The sequence below is a fragment of the Ruegeria sp. HKCCA4633 genome (assembly GCF_013034605.1).
Classification (GTDB): domain Bacteria; phylum Pseudomonadota; class Alphaproteobacteria; order Rhodobacterales; family Rhodobacteraceae; genus Ruegeria.
Genome location: NZ_WQGJ01000007.1, coordinates 167843 through 181133, shown reverse-complemented (window position 1 = coordinate 181133; position 13291 = coordinate 167843). Strand labels below are relative to the sequence as shown.

Sequence of the window (13291 nt, the reverse complement as noted above, 5' to 3'; positions counted from 1 at the left end):
ATCCCATAACAAAACCCCGCCAAAACATAGGCGGGGTTTTCGCCAATCGGAAACTCGCGTTCCGATTTGTAGCCTTTTCAGATGTCGTTTTCGCCTGACGAAGTGTCTTTTCCGCTTGCTGCAGGTGCAAAGGCCCCATAGCTCTGTGCGTGGGACACCCCTCCCCAACGAGGGGCGTGTATCTGAAAGGGTAATACAGATGACGATTGAACGACCGGCAGCGCGGCCGGCAAATCCGCGTTTTTCCTCGGGCCCCTGTGCCAAACCCCCTACATTTGATCTGACTAAATTGGCCGATGCCGCGTTGGGTCGTTCCCACCGGGCCGCTGTTGGCAAGGATAAGCTGAAAGCGGCCATTGAAGGCACGCGTGAGGTGCTGGGTATTCCGGCAGATTACAAAATCGGGATCGTTCCCGCCTCGGACACCGGTGCGGTTGAGATGGCGTTGTGGTCGCTGCTAGGTGAGCGCAAGGTCGAGATGCTGGCTTGGGAAAGCTTTGGCGCGGGCTGGGTGACGGATGTGGTCAAACAGCTGAAGATCGATGCCGAGGTGAAAACGGCGGATTACGGGCAGATCGTGGATCTGGCTTCGGTCGATTTCGCCAATGACGTGGTGTTCACCTGGAATGGAACAACCTCGGGCGTGCGGGTTCCCACTGGCGACTGGATCGCTGATGACCGTCAGGGCCTGACAATTTGTGATGCGACCAGCGCCGCTTTTGCGATGGACCTGCCGTGGGACAAACTGGATGTCACCACCTTTAGCTGGCAGAAAGTGTTGGGTGGCGAAGCGGCCCACGGCATGTTGATCCTGAGCCCACGTGCGGTTGAACGGCTGGAGAGCTACACCCCCGCATGGCCGCTGCCCAAGATTTTCCGTCTGACCAAAGGCGGCAAGCTGATCGAAGGTATCTTTACCGGAGCCACGATCAACACGCCCTCGATGCTGGCGGTTGAGGATTATCTGTTCGCGCTGGACTGGGCGCGCTCGGTCGGTGGGTTGCAAGGGCTGATCGCCCGTGCTGATGCGAATGCCAATGCGGTTCATACGTTCTGTGCGAAGAATGATTGGATCGCCAATCTGGCCGAGGATGCGGCGACGCAATCGAACACATCTGTGTGCTTGAAGTTTACCGATGCACGCATTCAGGACGGTGCGACTTTTGCCAAGGCTGTGGCCAAACGGTTGGAGGTCGAGAATATTGCATTGGATATCGGTGCCTATCGCGACGCGCCTGCGGGTCTGCGTATCTGGTGCGGCGGTACGGTTGAGACCTCGGATATCGAGGCGATGTTGCCTTGGTTGGCCTGGGCCTTCGAGGCCGAGATCGCAGCGCAAACCGAAGCTGCCTGATGACCCGGTGCCGGGCTGAAGCCCGGCCTACTCACATTTGAAATCGTAGGGCGGGCTTCAGCCCGCCAACCCCCAGAATTCTTCAAAGGACCAGAGAAAATGGCCCCCAAAGTACTCGTATCTGACAAGCTCAGCGAAACCGCCGTGCAGATTTTCCGTGATCGTGGCATCGACGTGGATTTCATGCCTGATCTGGGCAAGGACAAAGACAAGCTGGCCGAAGTGATCGGTCAGTATGACGGTCTTGCCATCCGCTCGGCCACCAAGGTCACACCGACCATCCTGGAGAAAGCCGACAAGCTGAAGGTCATTGGCCGCGCTGGTATCGGCACGGATAATATCGACAAGGATGCGGCTTCGAAGAAAGGTGTGATCGTAATGAACACGCCGTTCGGCAACATGATTACGACCGCTGAACACGCGATTGCGATGATGTTTGCCGTGGCGCGGCAAATCCCCGAGGCCTCTACCTCGACCCATGCAGGCAAGTGGGAGAAGTCCAAGTTTATGGGGATCGAGCTGACCAACAAGACCCTCGGTGTTATTGGTGCAGGGAACATTGGTGGCATAGTTTGTGAACGCGCCCTTGGACTGAAGATGAAGGTCGTCGCCTATGATCCCTATTTGGGCGAAGAGAAAGCCGCGCAAATGGGCGTGGAAAAAGTTGAACTGGACGAGTTGCTGTCGCGCGCCGACTTTATCACGCTGCACGTACCGCTGACTGACCAGACCCGCAACATCCTGAGCCGCGAGAACCTTGCCAAAACCAAGAAAGGGGTTCGTATCATCAACTGTGCACGTGGTGGACTGGTAGACGAAGACGCTCTGGCCGAAGCTCTGCAATCCGGACACGTCGCCGGAGCAGCCTTTGACGTGTTCAGCGAAGAGCCGGCGAAGGAAAACGCGCTGTTCAACCTGCCCAACGTGGTCTGTACACCGCACCTTGGTGCGGCAACGACCGAGGCGCAGGAAAACGTGGCGTTGCAGGTGGCCGAACAGATCTCGAACTATTTGCTGACAGGCGCGGTCGAGAATGCGCTGAACATGCCCAGCGTGACGGCGGAAGAGGCCAAGGTCATGGGGCCTTGGATCAAGCTGGCCGGGCATCTTGGCGGCTTTATTGGTCAGATGACGGATGAGCCTGTTAAGGCGATCAACATCCTTTACGATGGTGTGGCCGCTGAAATGAACCTTGCCGCGCTAAACTGCGCAGTGGTCGCGGGGATCATGAAAAAGTTCAACCCCGAGGTGAACATGGTTTCAGCCCCGGTTGTCGCGAAAGAGCGTGGGATCAAAATCTCGACCACCAATCAGGACAAATCGGGCGCGTTTGAGGGCTATATCAAAGTCACCGTCGTGACCGACAAGCGCGAGCGTTCGATCGGGGGCACTGTGTTCAGCGACGGCAAGCCGCGTTTTATTCAGATCAAGGGCATCAATATCGATGCCGAGATCGGCGCCCATATGCTTTACACGACCAACGAAGATGTGCCGGGCATCATCGGTGCATTGGGTCAGACCATGGGTGAGAACAACGTCAACATCGCCAACTTTACCCTTGGTCGCTCCGAGGCAGGCGGTGAAGCCATTGCGCTGCTTTACGTAGACGAACCGGTTCCAGCCGAGGCCCGCGCCAAGCTGGCGGAAACGGGTCTGTTCACGCAAATCAAGCCATTGGTGTTTGATGTCGCCTGACGCGGCCTGTTGAGTTTGAGAAACAGTTCAGGGCCCGGTTTTGAAAAGACCCGGGTCCTTTGTTCTCTGGAACCGCAATCTGGGGCACAAGCGTGCTGAGCGCTACCGGCGGAGGATGTCTATGACACAGCCTGTCTATGTAATCGGTGATCTGCACGGACAGGTGGCTGAACTGGAGCGCGCACTGTCTTTGATCCAAAGTGACGGCGGACCTGATGCTCAGGTTGTGTTTCTGGGTGATTACGTGGATCGCGGTCCCGATAGCCGGGACTTGATCGATCACCTGATCGCCGGGCGTTATGCAGGTCGGAACTGGATCACCCTGCTGGGCAATCACGACCGGATGTTTGCCTGGTTCATGGAAGACACCCCACGCCACGATCCGCATCTGCTCGTGGGGTACCACTGGCTGCATGATCGGTTAGGCGGGATTGAGACTTTGCGCAGTTACGGGGTGGAGTTTGAAGGTCAAATCCGGCTGGAAGACTTGCACCGGATGGCGAAGGGGGCGGTGCCAAAGTCTCACCTGACCTTCCTGCGCGATTTGGCGTTGATGCACCAGACGCCCGAGCTTGCCTTTGTTCACGCCGGTATCCGCCCGAACGTGCCGCTCAATGAACAACGCGCAAGTGATCTGGTCTGGATCAGGCAGGTTTTTCACAACCATCGAGGTCCGCATCCCAAGCTGATCGTGCATGGTCACACGCCAGTGGATAAGGCCACGCATTATGGAAATCGCGTCAACCTGGATACAGGTGCGGGCTATGGGCGTCAGGTGGGTGTGGCCGTATTCGAAGGGCAGACTTGTTGGGAATTGACGGCACGGGGCCGTATCCCATTGACGCCTTAAACCACCTGACGCAGGCACGACATTGGAGATTGAATATGTATGTCGCAACTTTGCTGACCAATCCTGCAGCGCCTTCGCTGGACCGCGCCCTGCCTGAGACGCTGCGCAACGCGTGGGGCGGCGGGGATGTCATCTGGCTCAGCCCTGATGAGGCGCTAGAGTTTGAATTGAGCGACATGCCCGACAATCGCTGGGACGTCTGGGCGGACTTGCAGGGCATGGGTGTCGACCTGATCGTGCAACCTGCGGATGGGCGGCGCAAAAAGATGCTGCTGGCTGATATGGACAGCACGATGATTCAGCAAGAATGCATCGATGAACTGGCGGATGAAGCCGGTGTTGGAGACAGGGTCAAGGACATCACTGCCCGTGCCATGAACGGAGAGCTGGACTTTGAGGGGGCGTTGATCGAACGGGTCGGATTGCTCAAGGATTTGGATGAAAGCGTCATTGGCAAAGTTCTGAACGAACGGATCACCCTCATGCCGGGTGGCAGGGCATTGCTGGCCACGATGCGGGCGAACGGTGCCCATGCGGCGTTGGTATCCGGCGGGTTCACAGCCTTTACGGCACGGGTGGCAGAGTTGCTGGGGTTTGATGAAAACCGGGCCAATACGCTGTTGGCTAAAAACGGGAAACTGACGGGCGATGTTGCGCGCCCCATTTTGGGACGGCAGGCCAAGATCGAAGCACTGGAACAGATCTCTGCCCGGCTTGAGCTGTCTGAAAATGACGTAATGGCTGTTGGCGACGGAGCAAATGACCTTGGAATGCTGGGCCGGGCCGGAACCGGAGTTGCCCTTCATGCCAAGCCTTCAGTTGCCGCCCAATGCGACGTGCGTGTGAATCACGGTGACCTGACGGCGCTGCTTTACCTGCAAGGGTACAGCCGCGCTGACTTTGCCGAGGAATAACCGAGGCTATCTTTTATTTAACATTTGTGTTAAATAGTGGTCATGAGCACGCTTCTGACCGCCTTTTCAGCACTGTCTGACGCCACCCGATTCTCGATTGTTGAACAATTGATGGAACAGGGTGAACTGCCCGCCGGTGACCTGATCGAAGGTCGCGGCGTATCGGGTGCTGCGATTTCGCGCCACCTAAAGGTCTTGCGAGAGGCAGGGCTGGTGCAACAGCGCGTCCAAGGCACGCAGCGGATGTATTCTGTCCGACCCGAGGGGCTGCGGCAGATTGCCGATTGGACCATTTCCAAGCGCCAATTCTGGGAAAGCAGCCTCGATCGTTTGAGCGAAATTATCGAAAGGGAGAATTCATGGCCGACCTGAAACTGGAACGGGACTTTCCCGTTAGCCCTGAAGACTTGTTCGCATGGATCAGTGACGGCAGCAGGTTGCTGCAATGGTGGGGGCCCGAAAGGATGCACGTGCCCGAACACAATCTGGATTTTTCGCGAACAGGCCCATGGTATTCGGTGATGGAGAATGGCGAGGGCCAACGATACAAGGTTTCAGGCCATGTGACCCATGTCGATCCACCTAAATCAGTGGGTTTCACATGGGGCTGGCATGATGATCAGGACCAGCGCGGCAACGAAAGCCACGTGACTTTGTCGGTTGCGGCGACGAGCACCGGATCGCGACTGACACTGGATCACAAAGAACTGGCTGATGCCGAAGCGGCAGCGAACCACAATCAGGGTTGGACATCTTCGCTGCGTAAACTCGAAGCACTTTGCAAATAGGTTTTCATCAGGGAGGAGCGACATGCCCCAATTTTTGTTTGTCTATCATGGGGGCCACACCCCAACCGACCCCGCCGAGATTGAGGCGACCATGGCCGCCTGGGGTGCCTGGTTTCAGGACATGGGTGAGGCGCTGGAAATCCCCGGCAACCCGGTGGGCCAGTCCTATACCGTCACCAACAGCGGGGTCGTTGACAACGGCGGTGCGAACCCGGCCTCGGGCTTTACGGTGATCAAGGCCGACAGCATCGACGCAGCGACCGCCATGGCCAAGGGTTGTCCGATGGTCGTCAACGGTTCAGGCTCGGTCGAAGTGGCCGAGGTGCATGAGATCGAGATGTGAGGACCTTAGCCGGGGAAGCCCGGCGCAGGTTTGATCACGCCGCATTCCAGCCCGCGCCGGCTGTATTGCGTGGCGTTCATGAATTTGCGGGTGGCCGGGTGATCGGCCTCCAGCACGCCAAGGCTGACCAGTATCGCGGCAATCGCACATTCGCTGGCGCGGGTGGTGCCGTCGGTGATCTTCAACGCAACGCCCATGCGTTTTTCGGGTATGATGGCCACAAACACGGCCTCGGCCCCGGTTTTGATGGCGACGCGGCCATTCATGGCGCGCATCAGCTCGGTGCAGGCACGGGTCTCACCGGCCACCAGCTCGGGGTGCTTGACCATTGCCGCAACCAGTTGTGCCGCAGCATCAGAGGAGCGATCCGAGCGGTCTGCGGCACTGGCAAACCACGCCATCGAACGTGCCAATCCCGCCAGCGAGATCGCGAAATTTGGAGCGGAACAGCCGTCGATGCCATATCCCGGGCTGGTCTCTCCGGTGGTTTCTTCAATGGCTGACAGACAGGCTTGTTGCACCGGGTGGTCGATTTCAAGGTATTCCGGGCCTGCGCCCATGTGCTGAGCCAATGTCAGAAATCCACAGTGTTTGCCCGAGCAATTGTTGTGGATCTGGCAAGGCGTGTCGTCAGCTAAAATCAGCCGATCGCGAGCTGCTGTATCTGCTGGTTCCTGTGGGCCGCAGCGCAGATCATGCTCGGTCAGCCCCAGGTGATCCAGCCATGCTGTTACCCGATCGGTGTGGATCGCGGCACCGTTATGTGAGGCGCAGGCCAGCGCAAGATGTTCGCTGTTCAAGCCGTATTTCGCCGCGGCACCCGACGTGACCAGTGGAAGTGCCTGAATCATTTTGGCTGAGGACCTTGGGTAGATCACCGCTTGCGGATCGCCCCAGCTGCGGACGATTTGGCCGCTGTCATCGCAGATCACCGCGTGGCCCAGATGCAAACTCTCAAGCAAAGCACCACGCCACAGTTCTGTCATGGGTATGGGCTGCGTCATCTGGACCTCCGAAATTATGCGCAAAATTCTGCCAATCGCCCTTTCGCCTGTGGCGAAACCTGCGTTAGTGTGTGTATGTCGGCAATCATCGGAATGCGCAACGGAATAGACGGGCCGGAAGGGTTCGCAGCCATGTCCGATGGGTTTGAGGTATGGGTCGAGCTAGGAGGCTGGACAAATGGGATCAATGCTCGTTCGTGTGATCGCGGGCCTGTCTGTGGCAGGTACCGTCGCGACATCTGCAATCGCTCAGCAGGCCAGCAGCACCAACCGTGTTGCGGTCAAGACAGATTGGAGCGTCTTTGTTGAAGAAGACCCCACTGAATGCTGGAGCGTCGCAACCCCGGACGAAACGGTTAACACCCGCGGTGGTCGCGTGGTTTCTGTGCGGCGTAGCGACATTTTGCTGTTTGTGGTGTTTCGACCAGGCGATGACGTGAACGGAACAGTGTCGTTCACCGGCGGCTATCCCTTTGCGGCGGGTTCGACCGTCAACGTCAAGATCGACGACGCCGAATTCGAATTCATTACTGATGGCGAATGGGCCTGGCCTTCGACTCAAGGGCAGGAACCCAAAGTGATCGAAGCGATGAAGCGCGGGAACGAGGCTGTTCTGACGGCCCGCTCGGAACGCGGGACGCAGACGAAAGACACCTTCTCGTTACTGGGCTTTACCGCAGCAATTGACGACGCGAAGCAACGCTGCACTAATTAAGTCAGCGTATTTCGGTGCAGGCCCCGTCGGTATGGCGGGGCTTTTGTTTTTGATGCTGTCCGGCGCGCCAGCATTACGCGACGTCCGCGCCCGCACTTGATCCGTATCAAAGTAAGCCCTCGCACTTTCTGAACTAAATAGTTCAGAGGAAACGAAGGAGTTGCCCCGATGCTGAACAAATTTCTTGCTGCGCTGATGATGATCTCGGCCATGGTGCTAAGCGCTTGTGAAAACACAGGTGAGACATATCCGGTGACTGGCGAACAGTGCGGCCCGGAAGACCCGGTTAAGACTCTGGACGCCGAAGATTGCTACATTCCGCCGGCAGGTGTCTAAGCGGGCTTTGATCCGTACGGATTAAAACAAGACAATGGCCGCAGTGACTGTGTTACTGTGGCTTTTCCATGCATACCCGCCAATTGTGACGAATCCTTTTGATCTTTGCGCAGGTTCCTATATAGAGGCGCATCCCAAGCCAGAATCTTTCGAGATACGCCTCAGAGAGCCCAAAATGTCGCCCAAAGCGCCGATCACTCAAGATGTCCTGACCCTCCCTCGCAAACTGCCCGAGGGAAAGATCAACCTTGTCGGGCTAACCCGCGACCAGCTGCGCGCTGTTCTGATCGAACACGGCACGCCGGAAAAGCAGGCCAAGATGCGCACCGGTCAGATCTGGCAGTGGATCTATCAATGGGGTGTGCGAGACTTTGCCGAGATGACCAACCTGGCCAAAGCCTACCGCGCACAATTGGCCGAGAATTTCGTGATCGAAATCCCCGAGGTTGTGACCCGCCAGGTTTCTGAGGATGGCACCCGCAAGTATCTGTGCCGTATCGCAGGCGGGCATGAGGTTGAGGTCGTCTATATCCCCGAAGAGGATCGCGGCACGCTTTGCATCTCGTCTCAGGTCGGGTGCACGCTGACTTGTTCATTCTGTCATACCGGCACCCAGAAACTGGTGCGCAACCTGACTGCGGCCGAGATCGTTGGTCAGATCATGATGGCCCGCGATGATCTTGACGAATGGCCCACCCCCGGTGCGCCCAAGGATGAAACGCGCCTGCTGTCGAACATCGTTCTGATGGGCATGGGCGAACCGCTTTACAATTTCGAAAACGTCCGTGATGCGATGAAAATCGCCATGGATCCCGAAGGGATTTCCCTGTCGCGCCGCCGTATCACGCTGTCGACCTCTGGCGTCGTGCCCGAAATCGCGCGCACGGCTGAGGAAATCGGCTGTTTGCTGGCGATCTCATTCCATGCCACCACGGATGAGACCCGCGACGTGCTGGTGCCGATTAACAAGCGTTGGAACATCGAAGAATTGCTACAGGCGCTGGCCAGCTATCCCAATGCGTCGAACTCCGAACGGATCACCTTTGAATATGTGATGCTGGATGGCGTGAACGACAGTGATGAGGATGCACACCGCCTGATCGACCACATCAAGCGTTACAACATCCCGGCCAAGATCAACCTGATTCCGTTCAATGAATGGCCCGGCGCGCCGTATAAGCGCAGCTCGAACAACCGTATCCGGGCTTTTGCGAATATCATCTACCACGCGGGCTATGCATCGCCCATTCGCAAGACGCGCGGTGAGGATATCATGGCGGCCTGTGGTCAGTTGAAATCGGCAACCGAACGCGCTCGCAAGTCTCGCAAACAGATCGAGGCCGAAACAGGGTTGAGCCGATAGAGTTTCCGCCGGCGTCCGACCGGGTCGGTTGTATCGCGCATCAAGTGTTTTCGGTCGCCACCTGCACGCCATAAGTGTACTTGTAAACTTAATGTTTCAGGTGCTGAAACAATATGCATAATTTGCTATGTTTCCCGTGTTCATCGCTAGCATGGCCCTTTTCAAATCCATGCACAAGGTGGTGAGCGGACCGGGCCAGAGCTGGCAAGTTATTGCGAGGTCGCTAGACTAAACCGGTGCTGTCAGGCGGTGCTCAGGCGAACTGATTTTCAGGTGGGCCAATATTATGAACACAAGCTTTACTAACACTAACCTTTTCGGAGCAATCTTGTTTGCCTTTGCGTTTGCGGCAAGTTCAAGTTTGGTTTTTGCCGACAGCGAAAATGCTCATATCGCGATCGAAAACCCTGCTGAGCTGAGCAAGGACGAGGCTTTGAAGCACTACCGTTCGCTGAACCGTCGCATGGCGCGCGGGTATGCAGCGGCGCAACTGGACCTGATCCTCAACTACCAAAGCTGGCCGTTATTCAACGATGCACCCTATATTTCGGCAACCCATGGCCGGCGGTTTGTGAACAGTTATGCCAACCGCATGGCCCATAACTATGCGACTTTGCAAAAAGGCGAAGAGCTGCCTATGGGTTCTGTCCTGGCCAAGGACAGCATGACCGTGACGGATGAAGGGCGCATACATCCAGGTGCCATGTTCATAATGGAGAAACTAGCAAACGGGGCGAACCCGGATACAGCGGATTGGCGTTATATCATGGTCCTGCCAGACGGTTCTGTGTTTGGCGATACCTTGGGTGATCGCGCCGGTGAAGTCGCGTATTGCCATGTCTGCCACGAACAGGTGGCGGATCGAGACTACACGTTTTATGTGCCGGAAGAGTATCGCAAGAGCGAATGAACCGGATCAGGCCGGTTCGCCTGGCAGCTTCAGTTCCGTCGCCTCGCGGCGGCTGAGTTGTTCGCCTTGTTTGCGTTTTGACAGAATTTCTCGAGCCAGCGCGTATTTCTCATCCTGCCAGAAGATCAGACACCCGTTACACCCCTTGCCACAGCAGCCTTCGGTTCCGATACGGTTGGTCTTGAACCGGCGTTCATTGCCATCCTCGCCGATCTTTTCGACCAGTTCGTCGCGACGACGGGCATAAGCCGTCGGGTTGTCGCGGCCAGTGGTTTCCAGCCCTTGCACCAGTTTGTCGAAACGAATGCGGCTCCAGTGTTCGTCGGTCAGGGCACGTTCCTTGCGCAGGACCGAGTAAACCGGGAAGCGCGCGCGCAGGTCGTCAATGTCTTCGTGATCGAACAGGGTGAAAGGCAGTCGGATGGCTGTCTTCGTGCTGCCATGCACCACATCCAGCCGCTTGCCGTCAGACGCGCGTTCGAAATCGTAGACACGCAGCAGAACCGTATCGCGTGAGATAGGCGAGACAAAATCCAACACGTCGCCCGGTTCCAGCTTGTTCTTCACCTCGACCAGAAAGGCGTCTTCAGTCACTTCGGTGACAATCCCCGCATACTCCCACTGCGCGATCGAAGCGGTGTGTTCGTAGTCATGCGCATAGTTGGTCAGGCGCCCTTCGTGGAAGGCGAGCGTGTAGCCGCGGTTTCCTACGGTTTCCAGTTCGCGCATATATGGTCTGGGATCCCAGTTCTCAGGATCGGCATTGTAGTCGTCGATCGCCATCCGATACGCCCGCGCAACGATGGCGGCGTAATACTCCGACTTACCGCGCCCTTCGACCTTGAGGCTGTCGACACCGATCTTCAGGTATTCATCCAGCTTGGGCATGATGCACAGATCGCGGGAGTTCAGGATGTATGACCCGCGATCATCTTCTTCGATTGGCATCAAATCACCGGGGCGGCAGCCTTCTTCCAGCAGGAATTCAAACAGGTCCGCGTTTTCGTCGGTGATGCGCAGTTCCTGATGCGTGCCGTCCTTCAGGCGCAGTTTCAGGCCATAGTTCCAGCGGCAGGAATTGGCGCAATTGCCCTGGTTCGCCCCGCGTTCGGCCATAAAGTTCGAAAGCAGGCAACGACCTGAATAGGTCATGCACATCGCACCGTGGACGAAAGCCTCAAGCTTGATGTCAGGGCACTTCTCGCGGATTTCCACAAGCTCGGGGTACGAGACTTCGCGTGCCAGAACCACCAGTTCAGCGCCCTGATCCTGCCAGAACTTCACCGACAGCCACGAACAGATATTGGCCTGGGTCGAGATATGCAGCGGCAGTTCGGGTGCGCGTTCGCGGACATATTGGAACACACCCGGATCAGCAATGATCAGCCCGTCGGGCTGCACCTTGCGCACCGTGTCGATGTACTCATCCAGTTTCGGGATGTCTTTATTATGCGAAAACAGGTTCAGCGTCAGATAGGCGCGTCGGCCATGGCTGTGGCAGAACTCAACCCCTTCGATCACCTCTTCCAGCGAGAACTCGGATTTCGTGCGCAACGACATGTCGGGCGTGCCCAGATACACTGCGTCTGCGCCGTACAGGATGGCGAGTTTCAACTTGCGCAGATTGCCCGCGGGCATCAGCAATTCGGATCGGGACTGGGTCATAGAGCCACCTGGCAAAGGATCAAGGCGGCCTTCTACGCCAAATGGGTCGAGTCCAAAACCCCGTTATCTGCGACGGAATCGCGCTGTGCCGATCACTTCAACCAGTTGCTGACGCACCGGTTCGGGTTGAGCCTCGACCGCGTTCAGAACCTCGCGCAACTCGGCCCGCAGCCCGTGCATCTGATCAATCAGTGAGATCATCATCGACAGTGCATCTGCCTCCATGTCGTACTGTTCGTGCAACTCGCAGGCCAGTTCCAGACGGGCGACGTCGATGCTGTGATAAACTAACCCCTTATCTGATTGTTCGGGGATCACAATCTCGGCCGCCAGATACTCGGTCAGTCGGTCCGAGGTCAGTCGGGCGACGGTTTCGATCAGTTCCTTCTCGGTCAGGGTCATGACGGCATTCCTTTCCGGGGATCGTAGCTGTGTGTTTCACGCCAGGTCTCCATGAACTGTTTCAGGTCGTCATCAATCTTGTCGGGCATCGATACGGTCAGTTCGATCAACTGATCCCCACGCTCGGACGAGCCGCGTTTTTTGACACCCTTGCCCCGCAATCGCAGGGTTTTACCACTGCTGGTGCCCGCCGGTACGCTGACATTCACGCCGCCATCAATCGTAGGGGCGGGGACTTTGCCGCCCAGAATCGCCTCGTCAATGGTGATGGGCAGCGTGATGTGGATGTCGTCGCCCTGACGATCAAATACCGGATGACTGGCGACCGAAACAGTTACCAGAGCGTCGCCCGGAGGGCCTTCACCAAATCCCGGCGCCCCTTTGCCGCGCAGGCGGATGGTCTGGCCGTCTGTAATTCCAGCCGGGATCTTCACCTCGATTCGGTCGCCGTCGGGCAGGGTAAGTTTCTGACTCGCCCCGAACACGGCATCCAGAAAACTGATCTGCAGCGAATAGTTCAGGTTGTGCCCCGGCGCGTGAAACTCATGGCCGCGCTGGCCGCCAAACCCGCCACGCCCGCGCATGAATTCGGCGAAGATGTCGGACATGTCGTCCGGGTCTGCCTGACGTCCGCGATAGGGGTTGCCAGCGGCTTCGGCATATTCACGGTAAAACTGCTGTTGCGGGCGTTCCTGACCCGAGGCGTCAATCTCGCCATTGTCATACCGGGCACGGGTTTCCGGGTCTTTCAGCAAATCGTAGGCTGCGGCGGCGGCTTTGAACTTGGCCTCAGCCTCGGCATCGCCGGGCTTCAGGTCCGGATGGCATTCCTTGGCAATGCGCCGATAGGCTTTCTTGATCTCGGCGGCGCTGGCGTCTTTTGCCACGCCAAGAACGGAATAGGGATCGTCGCTCATCTCACTCTCACGGGTCAGGGCATGTCTGATCTTGA

15 protein-coding genes are annotated in these 13291 nt (G+C 57.3%); 11 read left to right on the top strand and 4 right to left on the bottom strand.

Annotation, left to right across the window (positions count from 1 at the left end; genetic code table 11):
• The first annotated feature begins 199 nt into the window (after positions 1-199).
• From GOV85_RS17225 to GOV85_RS17195, 7 genes are all read left to right on the top strand, one after another.
• Positions 200-1354 carry a phosphoserine transaminase gene (locus tag GOV85_RS17225; protein ID WP_171180411.1) on the top strand — a complete coding sequence of 385 codons (1155 nt, stop codon included), beginning with the start codon at positions 200-202 and terminating at the stop codon, positions 1352-1354.
• A gap of 99 nt (positions 1355-1453) precedes the next feature.
• Positions 1454-3049: a phosphoglycerate dehydrogenase gene (gene serA, locus GOV85_RS17220; RefSeq protein WP_171180410.1), complete on the top strand. Its 1596-nt coding sequence runs from the start codon at positions 1454-1456 to the stop codon at positions 3047-3049.
• Positions 3050-3170: 121 nt separating this feature from the next.
• Entirely contained in the window at positions 3171-3899 is a 729-nt protein-coding gene (locus tag GOV85_RS17215; protein ID WP_171180408.1) for a metallophosphoesterase family protein, read from the top strand.
• 35 nt (positions 3900-3934) lie between these two features.
• Positions 3935-4813 (top strand): phosphoserine phosphatase SerB, encoded by an 879-nt coding sequence (serB, locus tag GOV85_RS17210; protein ID WP_171180405.1) that lies wholly within the window; start codon positions 3935-3937, stop codon positions 4811-4813.
• Between the two features lie 42 nt (positions 4814-4855).
• Positions 4856-5185, top strand: a complete 330-nt coding sequence (locus GOV85_RS17205; RefSeq protein ID WP_171180403.1) for a helix-turn-helix transcriptional regulator — start codon at positions 4856-4858, stop codon at positions 5183-5185.
• A complete protein-coding gene (locus tag GOV85_RS17200; protein WP_171180401.1) occupies positions 5173-5601 on the top strand; it encodes an SRPBCC domain-containing protein in 429 nt (142 codons plus the stop codon). The genes GOV85_RS17205 and GOV85_RS17200 overlap by 13 nt, the downstream gene beginning before the upstream one ends.
• Positions 5602-5623: 22 nt before the next feature.
• Positions 5624-5944 (top strand): YciI family protein, encoded by a 321-nt coding sequence (locus GOV85_RS17195; RefSeq protein WP_171180399.1) that lies wholly within the window; start codon positions 5624-5626, stop codon positions 5942-5944.
• Between the two features lie 5 nt (positions 5945-5949).
• Here the strand turns inward: GOV85_RS17195 and GOV85_RS17190 are convergent, their stop codons facing one another.
• Complete coding sequence (locus tag GOV85_RS17190) at positions 5950-6948, bottom strand: asparaginase (RefSeq protein WP_171180397.1); 999 nt, start codon at positions 6946-6948, stop codon at positions 5950-5952.
• Positions 6949-7126: 178 nt separating this feature from the next.
• On the opposite strand from GOV85_RS17190, the gene GOV85_RS17185 reads away from it, so the two are divergent.
• From GOV85_RS17185 to GOV85_RS17170, 4 genes are all read left to right on the top strand, one after another.
• Positions 7127-7663: an invasion associated locus B family protein gene (locus GOV85_RS17185; protein WP_171180396.1), complete on the top strand. Its 537-nt coding sequence runs from the start codon at positions 7127-7129 to the stop codon at positions 7661-7663.
• Between the two features lie 168 nt (positions 7664-7831).
• Positions 7832-7999 carry a hypothetical protein gene (locus GOV85_RS17180; RefSeq protein ID WP_171180394.1) on the top strand — a complete coding sequence of 56 codons (168 nt, stop codon included), beginning with the start codon at positions 7832-7834 and terminating at the stop codon, positions 7997-7999.
• A 175-nt stretch (positions 8000-8174) separates the two neighbouring features.
• Positions 8175-9362, top strand: coding sequence for a 23S rRNA (adenine(2503)-C(2))-methyltransferase RlmN (gene rlmN, locus GOV85_RS17175; protein WP_171180392.1), 1188 nt, complete (start codon positions 8175-8177; stop codon positions 9360-9362).
• A gap of 286 nt (positions 9363-9648) precedes the next feature.
• Complete coding sequence (locus tag GOV85_RS17170; protein WP_171180390.1) at positions 9649-10272, top strand: cytochrome P460 family protein; 624 nt, start codon at positions 9649-9651, stop codon at positions 10270-10272.
• A 6-nt stretch (positions 10273-10278) separates the two neighbouring features.
• Here the strand turns inward: GOV85_RS17170 and GOV85_RS17165 are convergent, their stop codons facing one another.
• The 3 genes from GOV85_RS17165 to GOV85_RS17155 form a co-directional block, all read right to left on the bottom strand.
• Positions 10279-11937 (bottom strand): U32 family peptidase, encoded by a 1659-nt coding sequence (locus GOV85_RS17165; RefSeq protein ID WP_171180388.1) that lies wholly within the window; start codon positions 11935-11937, stop codon positions 10279-10281.
• A 63-nt stretch (positions 11938-12000) separates the two neighbouring features.
• Positions 12001-12339: a hypothetical protein gene (locus GOV85_RS17160; protein ID WP_171095721.1), complete on the bottom strand. Its 339-nt coding sequence runs from the start codon at positions 12337-12339 to the stop codon at positions 12001-12003.
• A complete protein-coding gene (locus GOV85_RS17155; protein ID WP_171180386.1) occupies positions 12336-13256 on the bottom strand; it encodes a DnaJ C-terminal domain-containing protein in 921 nt (306 codons plus the stop codon). The genes GOV85_RS17160 and GOV85_RS17155 overlap by 4 nt, the downstream gene beginning before the upstream one ends.
• Between the last annotated feature and the right edge of the window lie 35 nt (positions 13257-13291).

Excerpts from the sequence above, each read along its gene's own strand:
- GOV85_RS17225 (WP_171180411.1), top strand. The coding sequence starts at position 200 with ATGACGATTGAACGACCGGCAGCGCGGCCGGCAAATCCGCGTTTTTCC.
- serA (WP_171180410.1), top strand. The coding sequence starts at position 1,454 with ATGGCCCCCAAAGTACTCGTATCTGACAAGCTCAGCGAAACCGCCGTG.
- GOV85_RS17215 (WP_171180408.1), top strand. The coding sequence starts at position 3,171 with ATGACACAGCCTGTCTATGTAATCGGTGATCTGCACGGACAGGTGGCT.
- serB (WP_171180405.1), top strand. The coding sequence starts at position 3,935 with ATGTATGTCGCAACTTTGCTGACCAATCCTGCAGCGCCTTCGCTGGAC.
- GOV85_RS17205 (WP_171180403.1), top strand. The coding sequence starts at position 4,856 with ATGAGCACGCTTCTGACCGCCTTTTCAGCACTGTCTGACGCCACCCGA.
- GOV85_RS17200 (WP_171180401.1), top strand. The coding sequence starts at position 5,173 with ATGGCCGACCTGAAACTGGAACGGGACTTTCCCGTTAGCCCTGAAGAC.
- GOV85_RS17195 (WP_171180399.1), top strand. The coding sequence starts at position 5,624 with ATGCCCCAATTTTTGTTTGTCTATCATGGGGGCCACACCCCAACCGAC.
- GOV85_RS17190 (WP_171180397.1), bottom strand. The coding sequence starts at position 6,948 with ATGACGCAGCCCATACCCATGACAGAACTGTGGCGTGGTGCTTTGCTT.
- GOV85_RS17185 (WP_171180396.1), top strand. The coding sequence starts at position 7,127 with ATGGGATCAATGCTCGTTCGTGTGATCGCGGGCCTGTCTGTGGCAGGT.
- GOV85_RS17180 (WP_171180394.1), top strand. The coding sequence starts at position 7,832 with ATGCTGAACAAATTTCTTGCTGCGCTGATGATGATCTCGGCCATGGTG.
- rlmN (WP_171180392.1), top strand. The coding sequence starts at position 8,175 with ATGTCGCCCAAAGCGCCGATCACTCAAGATGTCCTGACCCTCCCTCGC.
- GOV85_RS17170 (WP_171180390.1), top strand. The coding sequence starts at position 9,649 with ATGAACACAAGCTTTACTAACACTAACCTTTTCGGAGCAATCTTGTTT.
- GOV85_RS17165 (WP_171180388.1), bottom strand. The coding sequence starts at position 11,937 with ATGACCCAGTCCCGATCCGAATTGCTGATGCCCGCGGGCAATCTGCGC.
- GOV85_RS17160 (WP_171095721.1), bottom strand. The coding sequence starts at position 12,339 with ATGACCCTGACCGAGAAGGAACTGATCGAAACCGTCGCCCGACTGACC.
- GOV85_RS17155 (WP_171180386.1), bottom strand. The coding sequence starts at position 13,256 with ATGAGCGACGATCCCTATTCCGTTCTTGGCGTGGCAAAAGACGCCAGC.